Origin of the sequence: Martinezella dioscoreae (assembly GCF_009176305.1) — a bacterium.
Lineage (GTDB): Bacteria > Pseudomonadota > Alphaproteobacteria > Rhizobiales > Rhizobiaceae > Rhizobium > Rhizobium dioscoreae.
This window is the reverse complement of the sequence record NZ_BLAJ01000002.1, coordinates 162,879-181,937: the sequence shown is the minus strand read 5'-3', so window position 1 is coordinate 181,937 and position 19,059 is coordinate 162,879. Positions and strand designations below refer to the sequence as shown.

Genomic DNA, 19,059 nt, shown 5'->3' with positions numbered 1-19,059 from the left:
CGTAGCGACGCGTCCGCGTCGGAGGAGTTTTCATGGGCTTCATTGATCGTGACATCCAGCCGTCATCCGATGCCGGGCTGCTGGATGCCTATTCGCAATCGGTATCGAGTGCCGTCGATCTCGTCGGGCCGGCCGTCAGCCGGATCGAGCGTTTGGGCGGCCGCGCCGGACATGGCTCCGGCTTCGCCATTTCGCCGGACGGCTTGGTCGTCACCAACAATCATGTCGTCGACGACGCCAAAGCCGTGCGCATCAAGACTCCGGAAGGCGCGACTGTCGAGGGCAGGGTGCTGGGGCGCGATCCGGATACCGACCTCGCTCTCATTCGCGCCAATGACTGGCCGGGCAATTGGGCGCGACTTGGCGATTCCAAATCGCTGAAGCGTGGTCATATCGCTATCGCCATCGGCAATCCCCTTGGTTTCGAATGGACTGTCACGGCCGGCATCGTCTCGGCGCTTGGCCGCTCCATGCGCGCGGCGAGCGGAAGGCTGATGGAAGACATCATCCAGACCGATGCCGCCCTCAACCCAGGTAATTCCGGCGGTCCGCTGGTCTCCTCGGCGGGTGAAGTCATCGGCGTCAATACTGCCGTTATCCAGGGCGCGCAGAGCATCGCTTTCTCGGTCGCCTCCAACACGGCCAAGCATGTTGTGTCCGAGATCCTGCGTTTCGGCCACGTCCGGCGCGCCTATATTGGCATTGCCGCCGACACGGTCGAGCTGCATCGGCGCATCGCGCTGGAGGCTGGCGTCACGCATTCGACCGCTGTGCGGCTGCGTCGTGTCGAGAAGGATAGCCCGGCCGAAAAGGGCGGACTGCAGGAGGGTGACTACCTACTCGCCATCGATGGCCAGGCTGTATCCGGCATAGACGATGTCGTCCGGTTGCTCGATGGCGACAAGATCGGCATGGAGATCGAGGTCCTGATCTTCAGCGTTGCCGGCCTGATTGAGCGAAGGCAGGTCAAGCCTTCCGCACGACCCGCAATCTAACGAATAGCGCAAACCACAAAAACGGCAGCATTGCACTCGGTGCTGCCGTTCTCTTTTATCCTCTGCCGACAAGCGGCATCTTCGTTGCCATGACGGTCATGGAAAGAACATTGGCGTCGAGCGGCAGCGTGGCCATGTAGACGACGGCGCGGGCGACATGCTCTGCCGAAATCGTCGGTTCTGCTGCGGTCTCGCCATTTGCCTGCAGTACGCCGGCGCTCATCCTCGCCGTCATGTCGGTGGCGGCATTGCCGATATCGATCTGCCCGCAGGCGATATCGAAGGGACGGCCATCGAGCGCCGTCGATTTCGTGAGACCGGTGATTGCGTGTTTCGTGGCCGTATAGGGTGCGGAATGCGGCCGCGGCGTCGTTGCCGAGATCGAACCGTTGTTGATGATGCGGCCGCCTTGCGGCACCTGGGCTTTCATCAGGCGGAAGGCCTGCTGCGTGCACAGGAACGCGCCGGTCAGATTGGCTCCGACAATCGCATTCCATTGCTCGAAGCTCAGTTCCTCCATCGGCACGGCCGGCAGGCCCATGCCGGCATTGTTGACCAGAAGGTCGAGGCGGCCATAGCGGTCGGCGATCACATCAAAGAGGCTGCGGACCGATGTGGGGTCGCTGACATCGGCTGCAACCGCAAGAAACTCCGCCCTGGTCTCCTCCGAAAGCTCACGAGCAGCTTTTTCGAGAACATCAGCCCGGCGCCCTGAGATGACGACCCTGAAGCCTGCCGAGCCAAGCGCCTTGGCGATAGCTCGGCCGATGCCGGTGCCGCCGCCGGTCACCAGCGCGATTGCACTTTGTGCGTTCGATGACGCCTCCGTCATGCGACCCTCCCGTCCAGTTCGTCTTCGATATGCGCCCGCAGGATCTCGTCGAAGCTCTGTTCTGCCTCGAAGCCGAGATCACTCGCCCGCTTGGCATCGAACTGCGTCGCCCAGCCGGAAACGATGCGCTCGATCACCGGATCGGATTCGCGGCGGATCAGCGCAACCGCCTTGTCGCCGCCGACACGGCGCAGCGCATCGATCTCATCGGAAACGAGCGCCGAAAGCCCCGGCATGGTGAGATTGCGCCGCGGCCCGATCTTTGCCGTATCGAGCGTTGCCGCATGAACGAAGAAACCGACCGCCGCTCGCGGGCTTGCAAACCAGTGGCGCACCGTATCGCTGACGGGCAGGACAGCCTCTTTGCCGACCAGCGGCTCACGCAGGATGTTGGAAAAAAACCCGGAGGCCGCCTTGTTCGGAGCGCCGGGCCGAACGCAGATGGTTGGCAGTCGGATGCCGATGCCATCGAAAATGCCACGGCGTGAATAATCGGCAAGCAGGAGCTCCGCGATCGCCTTCTGCGTGCCGTAACTCGTCAGTGGCGCGGTCAGGAATTCGTCACCGATGACGTCGGGGAAGGGGGTTCCGAATACGGCAATGGAGGAGGCGAAGATGACGCGCGGCACATAGGCGGATTTCAGTCCCTGCTGGCGGATGGCTTCGAAGAGTGCCCGCGTGCCATCGAGATTGACCGAGTATCCTTTGTCGAAATCGGCCTCGGCTTCGCCGGAGACGATGGCGGCCAGATGGAAGATCATATCCGGACGGTCTTCGATGAGCTTTTCCGCAACACCAGCCGTCGCAAGATCGATCGTCAGGGCTTTTGATACGGATTGAAGCGCTTCCGGCACTGGCGGCTTGAAGGCGTCGACCAGTGTCAGGCGATCGATGGCTTGCCCGAGAATTTTCGGCTCGGCGGCGATGCGGTTGACGAGCTTGCGGCCGACCATGCCTGCGGCACCCAGGATCAAAACATGCATATCGGATTTTCCTCCCAATAGAGCAATTCCAGGAAAAGTGCGTAGCGGTTTTCCGTCCGGAATTGCGAGAAACAAACAGACGGAGCGGCTCACGGATTCAAGGAAAAGCCGAACTGCTCCAAGCTGACATCAGTATTCGGGACACTTCCCGAGTGAATCTCTTTGAAGGCCGTTAGTCGTTCTCGAAGCCGGTCTCTCATTTGAATGCCTGCAGCCAGGCAAGTCCTGCATCCGTCGTGGTTGCCGGCCGATATTCCGCGCCGATCAGTTTGTCATAGCCAAGCTTTTCCAGGACCTGCAGAATGTGACGATAATCGATCTCCCCATGGTCCGGTTCGCGCCGATCCGGCACGGCAGCGATCTGAATATGGCCGATTGCCGTCATATGATCCTGCAGCCTGCGGGTCAGATCGCCCTGCATGATCTGGATGTGATAGCAGTCGAACATCAGTTTGAGGTTCTCGGCACCGGCCGCGGCTATGATGTCGCGTGCCTGATCCGCCGTTTGAAGGAAGTAGCCTGGCGCATCGCGATAGTTGAGCGGCTCGATCAGCACGGTCGCCCCCACCTTATCGGCGTTTTCGCAGGCATAGCGCAGATTGCCAATGAAGGCGGTTCGTGCGTCATCGCCGGCGGCCTTGCCTGCCATCACATGCACGTTTCGCGCCCCGATGGCGGCTGCATAGTCGATCGCCTGATCGATGAGCAGGCGGGCTTCGTCCTCGCGGCCCGGAATGGCGGCAAGTCCGTTGTCGCCGGCTGCGACATTGCCGCGGGCGGTGTTGAGGCCGAGCATGGGAAGGCCGGTTTCCTCCAATGCCTGACGCACGGCCTCAGCGGGAGTGTCGTAAGGGTAATGGCATTCCACGGCATCGAAGCCGGCGGCCTTGGCGGCGCGGATGGCGTCGGGAAGGGAAAGCTCCTGCCACAGGAATCCCAGATTGGCCGAAAAGCGCGTCATGTTCAGTCCCATTCCACATCATAGGTGCGGACGAGATCGGAGATCTGCGCGTCCGTCAGCAGCGAAGGATTGGCCCCGCGGGTCAGAATGGCAAGCTTTGCCGTCTCTTCCAGTTCTTCCATCGCATAGACAGCCGCTTCCAGATCCTTCGCCGAAACGACAGGACCATGTGCCGCCAGCATCACGGCGCTGCGCTTGCCGGCCAAGCCGCGGATGGCATCGCCCATGGCCGGATCGCCAGGCATGAAATAGGGCAGGAGTTTCACTTTGCCGAGCTTCATGATCGAATAGGCTGTCAGCGGCGGCAGCATGTTGTCGGCGTCGACGCCGGGCAGGATCGAGAGTGCCACCGAATGGCTGGAGTGGAGATGGACGACGGCGCCTGTCTTTTTCGGCCGGGTCTCATAGAAGGCGGCATGTAGCGGCATTTCCTTCGTCGGCTTGTCACCGCCGATCAGGCGCCCTTCGCTGTTGAAAAACGAGAGGCGGGCGGGGTCGAGGCGACCGAAGGAGCTGCCCGTCGGCGTCACCAGCAGTCGTCCGTCGCTGAGCCGCGCCGAAATATTGCCGGAGGAGCCGGCGGTCAGGCCACGATCGTAAAGCGATTTGGCCATCGTGCAGATCTGTTCGCGCAGTGCGGCTTCTTCGCTCATGCCGCTCCCAATCTATCGAAAGCGTCCGTAAAGAAGGTTTCCTCGCCGAAATTGCCAGATTTTAGAGCCAGGGCGACTGTTTCATTCCCAAGGGTCGTGAAAGTCCAAGGCACGCCGGGTGCGATTTCTGGTCCGATAGTCAGATGCGCCGCGCCGAGCGCCTGCGTGATCGCGCCGGATGTCTCGCCGCCTGCAACGACGAAGCGGCGCGTGCCGTAATCGAAAGCAGCGCGAGCTATCTTCGAAAGAGCATCTTCGACGACCCGCCCCGCTTTGTCCCTACCCAGCTGCTCCTGAGCTTGCCGCACCTCGTCGGGTTCGGCGGTGGCATAGATGAGCTTCGGCGCATCGGGAGATTGTTGATGCAACCACTCCAGCGCAGCACTTGCGCCGTTTTGCGCAAGCGCGATCGGATCGAGCCGCAGGCTGGCAACTTTGTCGGCATAGTCGGCAACCTGCCGGCGCGTCATGGCAGAGCAGCTGCCGGATAGGACGATCGAGCCGCCGGTGACCTTTGGCAATGTCTGTCGATGTTCGGGGGAGCTGACGAGGCCCTGTTCCACATAAAATCGCGGAAGCTGGCCTGCAATCGCACTGCCGCCGGTCAGCAGCGGCATGTCGAAGGATGCCGCCGCGATCGTTCGAAGATCATCGTCGGACACGGCATCGACAATCACATGCCGGATGCCGTCGTTGCTCAACTGCTCCAGCCTCGCTTTCAGTGCTGCCGCTCCCTTTGAGACGATATTGCGATTAGCGAGGCCAACGGCTCCATTCACCTGGGGTGTCAAAAGTCGCACGAGGCTTGAATCGCGCATCGGGGTCAGCGGATGGTCCTTCATCGGGCTTTCCGACAGAAGCTGTTCGCCGACGAAGAGATAACCCATGAAGACGCTGCGTCCGTTCTCCGGAAAGGCGGGGCAATAGATCGTCTGGGTCGCGCCGGTCTCGGCGATCAGCATATCCGCGACTGGACCTATATTGCCTTCGGCGGTGCTGTCGAATGTCGAGCAATATTTCCAGAAGAAGCGGCTAGCACCGGCGTCCTTCAGCCATGCCAGCGCCTGACGTGCCTGATCAACGGCGGTATCGATAGGTGATGTCCGGCATTTGAGGGCGATGACCTCGAAGGCCGCCGTCTCGTTTGGGTCGCGTTTGTCTTGCGGAATGCCGATCCGCAACGAAACGGGCAATCCGCTGCGCGCCAGCAGCGCGGCCAGATCGGTCGCCCCCGTAAAGTCATCCGCGATGCAGCCAAGCAGGAGCGTCATGGCCTAATCCTTTACGCCCGGCAGGCTGGCACCGCTCCTAGCGGCCAGGATCTTGGCAACGGCTGCGTCATCCTCCAGGCCCAGGCCCGCCTCCGATGCTTCTACAAAGAGGTTGAGCGCCGTTGCTGCAAGTGGAGTAACAGCACCGGCTTTGTCAGCTTCCGAGGTGACGATCCCGAGATCCTTGACAAAAATGTTGACCGCCGAACGCGGCGTATAATCGCCGCATACGATGTGCTCGCCGCGATTCTCGAACATCCAGGACGAGCCGGCAGATACGCAGATCACGTCATAGAGCGTTTTCAGATCGATGCCGGCCTTGGCGGCAAGCGTCATGGCCTCGGCTGTCGCGGCGATGTGCACGCCGGCCAGCAGCTGGTTGATCATCTTGACCTGCGAGCCGGCGCCAGGACGATCTCCCAGCCGAAACACTTTGGCCGAGATGGCGTCGAGCACCGCGGAGGTTCGTTCGAAAGCTTCGGGAGTGCCAGATGCCATGACGGTAATCTCACCCGAAAGCGCACGGACATGGCCGCCGGAGACGGGAGCGTCGATAACGAGCATGCCTGCTTCCTCCAGTCGTTCCGCAATGGCGATCGTAGCGCTCGGGGCCATGGTCGTACAGAGCAGGAACACGGTTGAGGGCCGTGCGGTCTTCAGCGCACCGTCTCGGCCGAAAAGCACGTCTTCGACCTGCTTGCTGTTGACGACGTAGACAAGGATCACGTCTACATCGTCGGCCGCTGATGCCGGCGTCGTGCAGGGCGAGCCGCCGTTCTCGGCAAAGCGGGCAAGAACCTCGCTGCGAACATCGCAGCCACTGACGGCAAAACCTGCCTTGAGAAGGGACAGGGCGGCGCCCCAACCCATGGACCCCAGGCCGATGACGGCGGCCTTCTTCGTGTTCTGCACCGTGCTACCTCTGCAATTTTCGGCTATGTTACCGGTACCGGTATCGATAACAAGCCTCAATTTCCCGGTATTTGTCAATAGGAGGATGTTTGCCTTTTTCGGGAAACATTCTATGAAGAGGGGCGGCATCGTGCCAGCCGCCATGGTTCATCGAGGGTTGCTTGGGGATGCGCAAACCCACTCTGGAAGAAGTCGCGATCGAAGCGGGCGTCAGCAAGATGACGGCATCGCGTGCGCTTCGCGGCGTCGCCGACGTTTCCAGCGAGACGCGTGACAGGGTGATCGAAGCAGCGACGCGGATGAACTACGTCGGCAACAGGCTGGCGCTCTCCTTGTCTTCGCAGCGCACCAATCTGGTCGCCGTCGTCGTTCCCAGCATGTCGAACATCGTCTTTCCGGAGGTCCTCGCCGGTATTTCCGCCGGGCTCGACGGTTCCGGCATGCAGGCCGTGTTCGGCATATCTGACTATGATATAGCCAAGGAGCGCGAGATCATCCGCGACATGCTTTCCTGGCAGCCCTGCGCCATCATCGTCACCGGGCTCGATCAGCCGGAGGAGACCGTGGAGCTGCTCCGCCACTCCAATATTCCGGTTATCCAGCTCATGGATCTCGATGGCACGCCGATCGATTTCAATGTCGGACTGTCTCATAGTGCGGCGGGGGAGGATATGGCCGAGGCGCTGATTGCGGCGGGACGAAGACGGTTCGGTTATGTCGGCAGTGCTCTGGTAAAGGATCTGCGCGCGGCCAAGCGCAAGGCCGGCTTCGAACGCGTCCTGCATGCCCATGGTCTGGGGTTTGCCGAGCAGCGGATAGAAGATGCCTTTTCCTCGATCGCGCTTGGAAAGCGGCTCACGACATCGCTGCTTGCAGCGGTGCCGGATCTCGATTGCATCTATTATTCCAACGACGACATGGCGAGCGGCGGCTTGTTTGCCTGCATGGAGCTGGGTGTCGCGGTTCCTGAGAAGATCCTGATTGCCGGCTTCAACGGGCTGGATCTGGTCGCTTCGCTACCCGCGCCGATCGCAACCTCCCGCTCGCCTCGGCGCGCTATTGGTGAGGTTGCGGCGCAATTGGTGCGCCATGCGGTCGTGACCGGCGGGGATGCAATGCGGAAAACCGTAGCCTTCAAGCCGACAATCGTGGGAATCGATGGTTATGGAGCGGCTGACGGCGCGTCCTGATATCTCTTCATAATTCCTCCCTTCCGACGCATGCCTAGATTGATGTCGGCGACAGGTCCGTTTGAACCAGGTGAGCCGCGATGCCTGCATGTGGGTTCCAGCCCTTTTAAGCCTAAGCTTTGCAACAAGATTTCCCTGAAAATCCACAGTTCGGAAATATTTGGAAACCGGCAGGCCAAGACGATCGGATAGACGCATGGGGAGTTATCTTATTGCGGAGTCCGACTGCCGATGTTTCTGACCAATCCGTGGCAACGGGAAGAGCTGAGCCATATCGTTGTCACCACCTTTCATGAAAAGGGTTATCGTGACTACGGCAAGAAATGTATCGAGACCTTCCTTGCCTGCTGGCCGAAGGAAGTCTCTTTGGTCATCTATGCCGAGAATGTCGAAATCGAGGAGAAGGACCGCCGTCTTCTGGTTTTCGATCATTGCGAGACATTGCCCCGGCTGTGCGGCTTTCGCGATGCCTATGGCAGCGAACCGCAGGCAAACGGATATATCTCGTCACGCAATGGGCTGGTGCGGGATTTCCGGTGGGACGCCGTGCGCTTTTCCAACAAGGTCTTTGCGGTCGCCGATGCCGTCAGGCGCCATCATAACACGGTCGATCAGCTGATATGGCTTGATGCCGATACCGTGACCCATAGGCCCATTCCGAAGAGTTTTCTCGATGGAATCGCCCCGCGTGGAAATCAGCTTGCCGCCTATCTGAACAGGAGAATCTATCCCGAATGCGGATGGGTGGGATACAACCTGCGTCATCCGGCGATATTGACCTTCATCGACCGTTTCGAAGGGGCTTATTCCTCCGGCTATTTCCTGACACTGAAGGAAAGCCATGACAGCTTCGTCTTCTGGAAGGTGCTCCAGCAGATGGAACAGGACAAGGAAGCCAGATTCAGGCGGCTCGGCTCAAGTCTGACGAAAACCCATGTTTTCATCAATAGTGTCCTGGGCGGTTATCTGGATCATTTGAAGGGTGACAGGAAGGCTGAGGGAAGGAGCCGCCGGCGTGATCTTAAATGGCATCGCCGCGAACCATGGTGGCAATGATTTCCGATCATTTGTAGCGGTGAAAGCCTCATTTCTGCTGGGTGTGGGCGCAGACGATCAAGTTGTTTTTTAGGGTGCATGGCACTAATCTGGGTAGCATTGAGGGATTGGGAATTCATGCACGACGATTCGATCCTGCCGACAGAGATCGCTGTTTTACTTGGCTTGATATGCAATATAGGCGCTCCGCTTCTGGCCTTTTGGGTGGCGGGAAAATTGCCTCGATTTCGCCTCTGGATTCATGGTGTCGCTTTCGTTGCTATCCTTGCCTCGCCGTTAACGGCGATGATCCTCGGGTTGCCTGATCTGCTCCCGGAAGAGGAGGAAAGCCCGGGCGCTCGCTTTGCATTTCTGCCTCTGATCGTCGAGGCAGCCATCATCGTCCTGCTCTATTGCCTGGCCGGGGCGATGCTTCTATCCCAATCGGTCCATTCGGCAATCACAGACTGGCACCGCGGAGATCGGCTCTCGCGGGCGACGCCGCGTCCTCGCCGTACAGCCGGGGGTAGATCCTACATCTCCAAAGGCTCCAAATCGCGATAGATATTGTTCAGTTAGACGCACGAGATTGTTGTTCGCCGTCGGCGCTGCGGAATCGCGATCGATAGGCTGTCGGTGACAATCCGACGCTTGTGCGAAAATGATGACGGAAGTTTGCAGCGCTTCCCAGACCGACATGCATTGCGATGACCGAAACAGGAAGGCTTGTTTCTTCCAGAAGCTCGCGTGATCGCGCGAGACGCTCGTTTTGAAGCCATTCCCCCGGTGCGACCCCCATCGCCTCGCGAATGTGACGATGCAGGCTTCGCACGCTTACGCATGCTTCTTCCGCCATGCGCTGGACGCTCCATTGTTGTGCGAGGTCTCTCCGGATCGCATCTAGCAGAGCGGATAGCCGCGTGGCACCGCGCCCCGCGACCGGGCGCTCGATAAACTGCATTTGGCCGCCTTCGCGATGGGCGGCGACGACAAGCCGCCGGGCTACGCTATTGGCCGCCTTGGCGCCGAAATCCTTGCGCACGACATGAATGCAAAGATCGAGCCCGGCCGCACTGCCGGCCGATGTCAATATGTCGCCTTCGTCGACATAGAGGGAGTGCGGCTCGATATCGATTTCCGGATAGGCGGAAGCAAGCCTTGCGGCATGATGCCAATGGGTCGTCGCGCGTCTGCCGGACAACAGGCCGGTCTGAGCCAGCACGAAGGCGCCTCCGCAGATCGACACCAGCCGGACACCTTTGGCGTGGGCTTTCCGTAGCGCTTCGAGAAGCGGCTCGGGAGCCGCGGCGCCCGGCCCTCGCCAACCCGGTATGACGATCGTATCCGCCTGATCGAACAGCTCGAGGCCACCGTCCGAATTGACGGTCAGGCCGCCGGCACCTCGAATGGGTCCGGGCTCTACTGCAGCGGTCATGCAGCGATACCAGCCCAGCTCCATTTCCGGTCGCGATAATCCGAACACTTCGAAGGCGCATCCGAATTCGAAGGTGCAGAGCTGGTCATAGGCGGCGATGACGACAAGCGGGTTGGCATTCTTTGGCATGATCCTTGCGCTAATGGCTTTTTCGGCCACTGGCAATCGCCGTCCGCCCCCGGCTACTATTCCTCATCGGATCGCGGCGCGGTCCTTGCGCTTGTCCAAGCAAAGAGATGGTGATGGTGGATATGAGACTGATCGGAATGCTGGATTCGCCTTTTGTCAGGCGTGTGGCGATCTCGCTGCGCGCACTCGATATAGCATTCGTGCATGAGCCGCTTTCTGTTTTCAGCGCTTTCGAGGCTTTTGCCGATATCAATCCCGTCGTGAAGGCGCCGTCGCTTGTCACGGATGACGGAACCGTCTTGATGGATTCGAGCCTAATACTTGCGCATGCCGAACGCATCGCGCCGTCGGGGCGCAGCCTCATGCCCGTCGATCCGCAGGATCATGCCCGGTCTCTGCGCATCATCGGTCTTGCGCTGGCAGCGTGTGAAAAGACGGTTCAGATCGTCTACGAGCATAAGCTGCGTCCTATGGAAAAGCAGCATCAGCCCTGGCTTGATCGAATTCATGGTCAGCTTGCGGCGGCGTACCGTCTGCTGGAGGCGGAGATGCCGCAGGCCGATCCCTGGCTCTTCGGTAGACGGCCGCTCCAGGCTGATATCACCAGTGTTGTCGCGTTTCGCTTTACGCGCGAGATGCTGCCCGATGCCCTCGATGTAAAGGCTTGCCCGCGCCTTCATGCGCTGTCGGTGCGTGCCGAGGAGAGCGCGGAATTTCGCGCCTTTCCCTTCAGCTGAGACATGTCGCGCAAAAGCGCTGCGATTGGGCGGCAGCGCGGCACCCAATCCAGTTCCGACTGCGTTCAGGCAGAGTTCATGCGAATCGGCATATCTTTATTCTTGTCTACAAGACAGGAAATGGGGGTAAGGGAAATGCTTGAAGGTTTGGTACGGATTTCGCGTGTTGCCGTGGTCGGATTGGCCGCGTTGCAACTGATGACGTCTGTCGCTTCGGCGCAGTATTATGGCGGCGATGACGATTATGCACCGCCGCCCTGGCAGCGCGACCAGGGTCGGGACTGGAGAGGTCCGCCGCGCGGCTGGGATCGTGACCGCGACAGGGGCTGGGATCGTGACCGCGGTTGCGACAGACGCGATCTCATGCGCGCCGCGCGGGCGGAAGGCTTCCGTCGCATTGATTCGGTCGACAGTAACGGACGCCGCATCGTCGTTCGCGGCTGGAACGATGGCGGTCCGGACCGCATGGTCTTCGCCAATCGACGCGGCTGCCCGGTCCTCGACTGACGCTCGAAATAGAGCATAAGCGGAAGCCGAGTGTGGGTCGGCCTCCGCTTACATCACGGCAGCGCATGCTCTCGACTGGCTGAAAGCCATGCGTTTGCTGCGACCTTCGAGTTTTACGATAGCTTTGCCGCGCCTTTCAGGCGGCGGCGAATTTCTTTTTTGTGACCGTGACGCTGCCGATTTGCTCGGATTTGGCGGATATTTTGGCGTCAGCGCTTTGCTGCCTGACCAGAAACTGCCAATAGATGCCCCATGGATCTCTCACAAGGCCGCGATCGTCGGGACGGCTTTTCCCCAGCGCATAACGCAAACGGTCCGCCTCGTCCTGTGTCGCACATTCGACTGTGATGGAAGAACTATGCTCCGAGCGGTCGAATGGCCCTGCCTCGAAGCCCATATAGGCGCGATTTCCAAGTGTAAAACCTGCAAACTTTACGCTGCCGGCCGGTCCATTCAGATTGTCGGTGAGAATACTTGAGACCCATCCGGCTGCCGAACCCGGGATAAGCGACGTATAAAGTTCGATCGCCGTTTCCATGTCATGTTGAAACCAGAGATGTTGCCTGATCTTCATCGTGACCTGCTTTCTACAAATCTTGCCTGGATGGGGCAGAGCATGAAGGAAGCATGCTGACTGCTTGCCGAATAAAATTCATGCCGCCGGTGAGCCGCATTCTTGTTCTTTTGAGCGGTGTCACCGACGGCATGCTGGAGAGTTGCTTCTAACCGTTCGTGCTCACCCCTGCGGAGCGCGGACGGACGCGGTACACTATTTCTCAGCAACTCTACCAGCGAGAGCCATCACATAGTCATCGGCAATATCGGCCAAGGTCAAAGCGACCTCGGGCTCGTTCCAGCCGGCAGCGAGCGCCATTTGAACAAAGTCACGAAAGGCCACTTCAAGGACCTCTTCGCGCTCGACTGCGCGGTATGAGTCATTGACGGGATGCTGAGGCTTGCTGATCTCTATTGTCTGGCGAGTAGATACCATTGCTGTTTTCCCTATGACTTGCCCCGTTGGACGCACAGTACATTCACCAAACACCAGGGCTTCGGTCTCCGAACGACTATTGTCCTTCTTTTTTAATGGGTTACGCACCATATGTCGTTAGACGTGCATCCGGAAACTTGCAGCAGCGTCCATTTTCGCAATTGCTGAAGTGCGGTTTCGGGCCGACACGGGGATTGGTGGGAAGACGTGCCCCTCGCTTGCGCGTGCCCTCCGGGCGCGCTCGCCTTGAGGCATAGAAATCCGCGGTCTAGTGATAGTAGCCGAGGGTTTTCAGCCATTCGTCGAAGGAGTGGCTGCTGCCGGAGGATGCCGGTGAGATGACCTGCCCGAGATAGCGCGGGATGGTAAGGTTTCTGGCTTCGCGGGGACTATAGCCGAACTCCTTGCCGAAGGCTCGGCTGAAGTGCGCTGCCGAGGAAAAGCCGACTGCAAAGGCAATGTCGACGATCTGTTCCCGATTGGCGGGATCGCTGAGGGCGGCATGAGCCGACAGGAGGCGACGGCGCTGAATATAGTGATGCACGCCGCCATATTGTTCGAATATTTGATAGAGCCTGGTACGGGATATGCCGAGCTCACGGCATATGTGCTCGACCGTCAGATCGCCCGAAATGAGATTGCTTTCCACGAACCGCCGCACGCGTTCCGTCAGGGCGAGAATGCTATGCTGTTCCGTGCCGGTCGATTGTGCCGCCGAGGTCGAAACGGAGGCCACAATCATATTGCGCACCGTCTGGACGACGTGCGGCAGATCGGTGGCTGCAAACCGCGCGAGATTGTTTTCGACGCTATCGAGGAATTCGATCAACATGCTGGTAAACACGCCGGAGAGCGCAATATTGTTCTCGATCTCGACCGGTGTGGGAACGTCGAACAGCAATGCCCTCGGCAGGAAGAGCGAGAGGCCCTTCGCCTCCGTCGAGCGCCCTCGAAAAGGGTGTCCCAGCGATCGCAGTTCCACCTTGCCCGGCTCGCCTTCCAGAACGTGGCCATCGACTTCCGTCCAGGTCCGGCCACTGGTCGGCACTGAGACCTGCCAGTGATCGATGTGATTGGTTTTCACCTTCGCCTGCGATCGCATGTAGCTATGGGGCGGCGTATCCTGTTGAACGATGAGCATGCCGCCCAGATTCCATGCGATATGATCGGCCGGAAAGCCGGCTTCCGGCGGGATATTATCCGGCAATCGCACGTCGGCCACGGGAGCGACATAAGCTTGCCAGGCGGCAAATTGCGCGGCCGGCTCGATGTCGCGCGTCGAAAACTTCAGCGGCTGCAAGGCTGGAGGCGGCAGGGTTTCCTCCGTGGCCGCCTTCTCCGGTCGCGGGAAGCGCCGCCGTTCTGACTGTAACGACTTCCTGTCCTTGCGCCATGACGATTCTTTCGCCTCGTCTGACGCAGATCCGGATCGTTCCTCGCGCCGAAAATCAGACAATCCGTTCTCCTCGAACACGGCTCAAACAGGACGTGAGCGCCGCGCCGCTCCATCCATCATTCAAGCAGACGGCTGTCTCCGCTTTGAGCCGCCTTCTTCAGCAAGCTGGTATGCTGCTGTAATTCCTGCCGTATTCCCAGCTCTTTCACCATACTAATGCTTTCATTTGCTGCGCATTTTAGAAAAAGCAAGTGTTGCGGGTCGCCAAACCTATATTCCTGCTGTAATTGCCGCAAAATATGGCGCTGGCTGAGCCGATTTGTCTCGTGCAGGCACATCTGCCACGTCAAAAGCGAAAACTCGCTCCATGGAGACGCCCTGCAAAACCGCTGCGGAACTATTCCGCCTTTGCCTCGCCGCCTTGGCATCGCCCGGCCGCCATCGTAATTTCCGAACGTTTTGATAGCGGGGTCTTGCAACCGACCAATTCCATTTTCGCAGACTCTATACGTAGTTTGCAGTTGCCCATTCCGCCAAGCTTGCCTAGGCAGATATCAACTGCAATTTTTGGAATGAGACATGACCGAATCCTCGATAATCCCTGTCTTCGATGGCCATAATGACGTGCTGCTCCGGCTGCGCCGCGGTGGCTTGAATTCCGTCGATGCTTTCCTGAATGGCGAAGCTGCCGGACATATCGATCTGCCTCGCGCTCGCCGTGGCGGTCTCGCGGGCGGCCTCTGCGCCATATTTATCCCGTCGCCGGATCAGCCGAAGGCGGAAAATGCCGATTTCGCAACACCTGCTCAGCCCGACGCGCTGAATGAAACTCTGGCCATGGCGCGGCTTCTGCTTGCGATTGAAGCGCGCTCCCAGGGAGCCGTGAAGGTCTGCCGCACGGCCGGTGATATCAAGCGGTCGATTGCCGAAGGCCAGTTTGCTGCCGTATTCCACATCGAAGGTGCGGAAGCGGTCGCGGCCGATCTCGATGCTCTCTACGTTCTGCATCAGGCCGGCCTGCGCACGCTCGGGCCGGTCTGGAGCCGCCCCAATGTCTTTGCCTATGGTGTGCCTTTCCGGTTTCCTTCGTCGCCCGATATCGGCCCAGGGCTTACCGACGCCGGCAAGGATCTGATCCGCGCCAGCAACGAGCTCAGGATCATGATCGATCTCTCGCATATGAACGAGCAGGGATTCTGGGATATCGCCAAGCTGTCGAATGCGCCGCTGGTCGCCTCGCATTCCAATGCGCATGCCATCAGCCCTCACAGCCGCAATCTGACCGACAAGCAGCTCGACGCGATCCGCGATACCGGCGGCCTGGTCGGCATCAATTTCGGCGTGCTCTTCCTGCGGGATGATGGTGTTAGAAACACCGATACGCCGCTCGAAGTCCTCGTTCGCCACGTCGCTTACATTGCTGAGCGTATCGGCATCGAGCATGTCGCGCTCGGCTCCGATTTCGACGGCACGACCATTCCAGCGGCGCTCAGCGATGCGAGCGGCTTGCCGAAGCTGATCGAAGCCCTGCGCGCGCACGGGTTCGACGATCAGTCGCTTGCCAAAATCGCCCATCAGAACTGGGTCCGTGTCCTCGAACAAACTTGGGGCGGCTGAGACGCCCCCTCGTTTCTGTTCGGGGCAGGTAACCCGCTCGACTATCGCTCCATAAGGTTGATCGACAGCGGATGCATGGGCCGCAACGTGACCTTCATGACCGGCTTGGGCGAAGGCTCGGTCGAGCCGGTTACGCGGAATTTCTGCAGGAGTACGGCGAGGATCGCGACGGCCTCCATCATCGCAAAGCCATTGCCGATGCAGACGCGCGGACCGGCACCGAAGGGCATGAAGGCGTAGCGATGGCGGTTTCGCGCCACCGCCGGCTCAAACCGGTCGGGATCAAAAAGCTGCGGGTCTTCCCAAAGATCGGCATGATGATGCACGGCGTAGATCGGTACATAGATAATGGTGCCTGCCGGTATCATGTGCGTGCCGATGGCAAACTCGCTAGTTACCGCGCGCGAAATGATTGGCGCCGGCGGATAGAGCCGCATGGCTTCCGAAAAGACCTGCCTGGTGTAGGTGAGCTTGCCGAGATGTTCTGCCGTCAGCGGGCCGCCCTCGGTCACGGTGGCAATTTCTTCAAAGAGCTTGGCCTGGCAATCCGGATGGCGCGCAAGAAGATGGAAGGTCCAGGCAAGACCGAGCGCCGTCGTCTCGTGCCCGGCGGTGATGAAGGTCATCAGATTGTCGATGATCTCTTCATCGGTCATCATGCGACCGGTTTCGGGGTCGGCTGCGTTAAGCAGCATGGAAACCAGATCGCTCCGTTCCCCGCCGCTGCGGCGTCGTTCGGCAATCACCGTACCAAGGGTCGTTCGCAGGAAGGCAACGGCCGATCGCGCCTTCTCCTTGCCGGGATGGGGCATCCAGTCGGGCAGGCCAAGAAGGCCGAGCGCGAATTTCCAGCCGGTCGGCTTGAGGTAGTTGGTAATATTGTGCTCGACCTTGTCGACATCGATGCCTTCGCCGCCCGACATCATCGTATCGACGATAATATCGAAGGTGATGCGCATCATTTCCTGACACAGGTCGATGGGGCTGTTCTTACGGGTGAGCCAGAGATCACGCCTGCGCCCGGCCGCCGCAATCATGGCTGGCTGCAGTTCCAACAGTTTTTCATGGCGAAAGGCGCCGGCCACCGACTGTCGCTGCCATTTCCAATGGGCGCCATCGGAGGTCAGAATGCCGTTGCCGAGAGCCGGGCCTAGCACGCGGCGCACATCTTCGCCTTTGCTGAGCGCGTCGGAATTGCGCACCAGCGCCTGATAGATGAGCTCGGGATCGGCCAGATAGATCCGCAGTTTTCCACCCACCTTGGTGAAGACCATGGGCTCGGTGAAGATTTCCGGCGGCAGTGCGTCGAGCGGATTGCGGATCAGCGACAGGAGGACATGCGGCATTGAGCGCGGAGTGAGGGGAAATGTCGTCTGCGAGAGATCGGCAGCGTTCACACGTGCATTCATCCTTCAGTCTCCTTGTTCAGCCCGGCGGATGCCTGTAGATCAGGATTAAGGTATTTGCCTTACAAAGAATAAGGTGGATACCTTAGAGCTTCAAGGGGGACGAGATGACGGCCAGCAAAGGTGGGAAGAAGGACGTGGCTGCGCGGCCCGATACGCGCGAGCGGATTCTCGTCTCGACATTGTCGCTCTTCAATCAGAAAGGACCGGAAGCCGTCACCACGGCGGAAATCGCCAAGGCCGTGCACATCAACCAGGGCAATCTCTATTATCATTTCCGCACCAAGGAGTCGCTTGTCCTGGCCTTGTTTTCTCGCTTCGAAGCCGATGCATTGGCGCTCGTCAGGCAGGCCGATTCCGTAGAAGGGGCGGATTCAAAAGCCTATGCCGGCTTTTTGCGCAAATGGTTCTCGCTAGTCTGGACCCATCGCTTCCTCTTTCGCGATATTCCCGGCCTGTTGGCAATCGCACCTGGCTTGAGAGGGCCGATCCTGATGGTCAGCGCCGGCATGCGTGTTTCCGTCGATGCCATTTTTCAGCGCATGGAAGAGGCTGGCTTGATCAGCACCGCCGCGGAGGAGCGCAATGCATTGATGACCAATATGCGGATCGTTGCCACCTATTGGGCCGTCTATCTCGGTCTTCAGGAAGGTGTGGGGGAATTGACGCCTCAGCATGTGCATTGGGGGCTCGGCCAGGTCGCGAGCCTGTTGCGACCCTATCTCTCGCCACAGGCACGGGCCGATCTCGAGGAAATGCTCGCGGAACCCTTCGCCTGAGGCTTTTCCGCCGGGTAAGTCCTTGCCGCCATTCCCTCGGCAAACGAACAAAGAATCTCCGAAGCCAGCCAAAATCGGATGATTTAATCTACTAAAAATATAGGGTTTATATCTAATAATTGCATGCGTCGCAGGGTCATCTATCCGTCAGACGACGCTTCCGATGGATCGTGAGGATCGCAACGATGAGATTATTCACACGGCTTGCCCTGTCGGCCGTTGCCCCGCTTCTTCTGGCACAGACGGCGCTGGCTGCCGGTGTGAACGGTGCGCCTGCGCCTTTCGACAAGGGTGGCGTAAAAGTTGCTCTGGTCAGCTACATTTCCGCCGGCGATTTCTTCCAGGCCTATCAGGCGGGTGCCGAAGCGCAGGCCAAGGCGCTCGATATCGATCTTCGCGTTTTCCCCGGGCGCCAGGACGCAGCCGCCCAGCGTGAACAGATCCTTCAGGCGATCAATCTCGGCGTTTCCGCCATCGTCATCGATCACGGTCTACCAGAATCACTTGGCGACGTCGTTCAGCAGGCGCTCGACAAGGGTATCAAGGTCGTTGCCTTTGACGTCAATCTCAACAATCCTAGGATTCCACAGGTCGAGCAGAGCGATCACGAACTTGCCGACCTCGCCCTGAAGCAGGTGGTCAAGGAAAATGGCGACAGTTTCAAGGCGGGCTATGTCTATGTCGCCGGCTTTGCTCCGCTCGACCGTCGCAATGAGGTCTGGGATGCTTTCAAGAAGCAGAATGCCGGTGTCGTCGAAAAGGCTCGCTTCGGTAACGTCAGCGATACGACCGCGACCTCGACTGCCGATCAGGCAAAGGCGGCGCTGGCGGCCAATCCCGATATATCAGTCGTCTTCGCACCCTATGACGAGTTTGCCCGCGGCGTGAAGCTTGCTGCCACGGATCTCGGCATTGCCGACAAACTGAAGATCTACTCGGCCGACGTATCGACGGCCGACATTCAGGAAATCACCGAACCGGGCAGCCCATGGGTGGCAACGGTCGCGACCAATCCGGCCGTCGTCGGCGCCGTTTCCATCCGTGCCGCCGCCTTGCAGGTCGCTGGGCAGGAGGTTCCGCATCAGATCACCGTCAAGCCGACGCTGCTGACGCAGGAAGGACTTCGCGCCGCCAACGTCCAGACGATTGAAGAACTGGCCAAGAAAGTTCCCGCCTTCAGCGCCAGCGATGCAGTGACCGCCAGCTGGATCCCGGACAAGCTTTTTTAAG

At 59.5% G+C, this 19,059-nt stretch carries 20 protein-coding genes; 8 read left to right on the top strand and 12 right to left on the bottom strand.

The window, feature by feature from the left end; all coding sequences use genetic code 11:
- Positions 1–32: 32 nt before the first annotated feature.
- Entirely contained in the window at positions 33–995 is a 963-nt protein-coding gene (locus GDN47_RS07390; RefSeq protein WP_113329214.1) for a S1C family serine protease, read from the top strand.
- Between the two features lie 55 nt (positions 996–1,050).
- Here GDN47_RS07390 and GDN47_RS07385 read toward each other — a convergent pair whose 3' ends face one another.
- The 6 genes from GDN47_RS07385 to ltnD form a co-directional block, all read right to left on the bottom strand.
- Positions 1,051–1,827, bottom strand: coding sequence for an SDR family oxidoreductase (locus GDN47_RS07385; protein WP_145319847.1), 777 nt, complete (start codon positions 1,825–1,827; stop codon positions 1,051–1,053).
- A complete protein-coding gene (denD, locus tag GDN47_RS07380) occupies positions 1,824–2,810 on the bottom strand; it encodes a D-erythronate dehydrogenase (RefSeq protein WP_152092940.1) in 987 nt (328 codons plus the stop codon). Before denD ends, GDN47_RS07385 begins: the two co-directional genes overlap by 4 nt.
- A gap of 196 nt (positions 2,811–3,006) precedes the next feature.
- Positions 3,007–3,771 carry a hydroxypyruvate isomerase family protein gene (locus tag GDN47_RS07375; protein WP_173002463.1) on the bottom strand — a complete coding sequence of 255 codons (765 nt, stop codon included), beginning with the start codon at positions 3,769–3,771 and terminating at the stop codon, positions 3,007–3,009.
- Between the two features lie 2 nt (positions 3,772–3,773).
- A complete protein-coding gene (gene otnC, locus GDN47_RS07370) occupies positions 3,774–4,424 on the bottom strand; it encodes a 3-oxo-tetronate 4-phosphate decarboxylase (protein WP_152092938.1) in 651 nt (216 codons plus the stop codon).
- On the bottom strand, positions 4,421–5,695 hold the full coding sequence (gene otnK / locus GDN47_RS07365; RefSeq protein WP_152092937.1) for a 3-oxo-tetronate kinase: 1,275 nt from the start codon (positions 5,693–5,695) through the stop codon (positions 4,421–4,423). The genes otnC and otnK overlap by 4 nt, the downstream gene beginning before the upstream one ends.
- Before the next feature lie 3 nt (positions 5,696–5,698).
- Positions 5,699–6,607 carry an L-threonate dehydrogenase gene (ltnD, locus tag GDN47_RS07360; protein WP_152092936.1) on the bottom strand — a complete coding sequence of 303 codons (909 nt, stop codon included), beginning with the start codon at positions 6,605–6,607 and terminating at the stop codon, positions 5,699–5,701.
- A gap of 167 nt (positions 6,608–6,774) precedes the next feature.
- Between ltnD and GDN47_RS07355 the strand changes: the two genes are divergently transcribed.
- Together GDN47_RS07355 and GDN47_RS07350 are read left to right on the top strand one after the other, a co-directional pair.
- On the top strand, positions 6,775–7,797 hold the full coding sequence (locus tag GDN47_RS07355) for a LacI family DNA-binding transcriptional regulator (RefSeq protein WP_113350972.1): 1,023 nt from the start codon (positions 6,775–6,777) through the stop codon (positions 7,795–7,797).
- A 231-nt stretch (positions 7,798–8,028) separates the two neighbouring features.
- Positions 8,029–8,853, top strand: a complete 825-nt coding sequence (locus GDN47_RS07350; RefSeq protein ID WP_152092935.1) for a hypothetical protein — start codon at positions 8,029–8,031, stop codon at positions 8,851–8,853.
- 550 nt (positions 8,854–9,403) lie between these two features.
- Here GDN47_RS07350 and ftrA read toward each other — a convergent pair.
- Complete coding sequence (gene ftrA, locus GDN47_RS07340) at positions 9,404–10,396, bottom strand: transcriptional regulator FtrA (RefSeq protein ID WP_152092934.1); 993 nt, start codon at positions 10,394–10,396, stop codon at positions 9,404–9,406.
- 113 nt (positions 10,397–10,509) lie between these two features.
- Between ftrA and GDN47_RS07335 the strand changes: the two genes are divergently transcribed.
- Complete coding sequence (locus GDN47_RS07335) at positions 10,510–11,133, top strand: glutathione S-transferase family protein (RefSeq protein ID WP_233788655.1); 624 nt, start codon at positions 10,510–10,512, stop codon at positions 11,131–11,133.
- A gap of 135 nt (positions 11,134–11,268) precedes the next feature.
- Positions 11,269–11,640, top strand: a complete 372-nt coding sequence (locus GDN47_RS07330; protein ID WP_168192600.1) for a hypothetical protein — start codon at positions 11,269–11,271, stop codon at positions 11,638–11,640.
- A 136-nt stretch (positions 11,641–11,776) separates the two neighbouring features.
- Here the strand turns inward: GDN47_RS07330 and GDN47_RS07325 are convergent, their stop codons facing one another.
- From GDN47_RS07325 to GDN47_RS07310, 4 genes are all read right to left on the bottom strand, one after another.
- A complete protein-coding gene (locus tag GDN47_RS07325; RefSeq protein ID WP_145635565.1) occupies positions 11,777–12,214 on the bottom strand; it encodes a VOC family protein in 438 nt (145 codons plus the stop codon).
- Between the two features lie 195 nt (positions 12,215–12,409).
- A complete protein-coding gene (locus GDN47_RS07320; RefSeq protein ID WP_069609932.1) occupies positions 12,410–12,631 on the bottom strand; it encodes a hypothetical protein in 222 nt (73 codons plus the stop codon).
- Positions 12,632–12,899: 268 nt separating this feature from the next.
- Positions 12,900–14,087 (bottom strand): helix-turn-helix domain-containing protein, encoded by a 1,188-nt coding sequence (locus GDN47_RS07315; protein WP_152092933.1) that lies wholly within the window; start codon positions 14,085–14,087, stop codon positions 12,900–12,902.
- A gap of 56 nt (positions 14,088–14,143) precedes the next feature.
- Positions 14,144–14,377, bottom strand: a complete 234-nt coding sequence (locus GDN47_RS07310) for a hypothetical protein (protein WP_152092932.1) — start codon at positions 14,375–14,377, stop codon at positions 14,144–14,146.
- Between the two features lie 229 nt (positions 14,378–14,606).
- On the opposite strand from GDN47_RS07310, the gene GDN47_RS07305 reads away from it, so the two are divergent.
- Complete coding sequence (locus GDN47_RS07305) at positions 14,607–15,644, top strand: dipeptidase (protein ID WP_145635567.1); 1,038 nt, start codon at positions 14,607–14,609, stop codon at positions 15,642–15,644.
- A 41-nt stretch (positions 15,645–15,685) separates the two neighbouring features.
- Here GDN47_RS07305 and GDN47_RS07300 read toward each other — a convergent pair whose 3' ends face one another.
- A complete protein-coding gene (locus tag GDN47_RS07300; RefSeq protein ID WP_152092931.1) occupies positions 15,686–17,053 on the bottom strand; it encodes a cytochrome P450 in 1,368 nt (455 codons plus the stop codon).
- A gap of 104 nt (positions 17,054–17,157) precedes the next feature.
- On the opposite strand from GDN47_RS07300, the gene GDN47_RS07295 reads away from it, so the two are divergent.
- Together GDN47_RS07295 and GDN47_RS07290 are read left to right on the top strand one after the other, a co-directional pair.
- The gene (locus GDN47_RS07295; RefSeq protein ID WP_113329199.1) at positions 17,158–17,829 is read left to right on the top strand and encodes a TetR/AcrR family transcriptional regulator; all 672 of its coding nucleotides are present in this window, start codon (positions 17,158–17,160) and stop codon (positions 17,827–17,829) included.
- Between the two features lie 185 nt (positions 17,830–18,014).
- Complete coding sequence (locus GDN47_RS07290) at positions 18,015–19,058, top strand: substrate-binding domain-containing protein (RefSeq protein ID WP_113350979.1); 1,044 nt, start codon at positions 18,015–18,017, stop codon at positions 19,056–19,058.
- Position 19,059 lies beyond the last annotated feature (1 nt).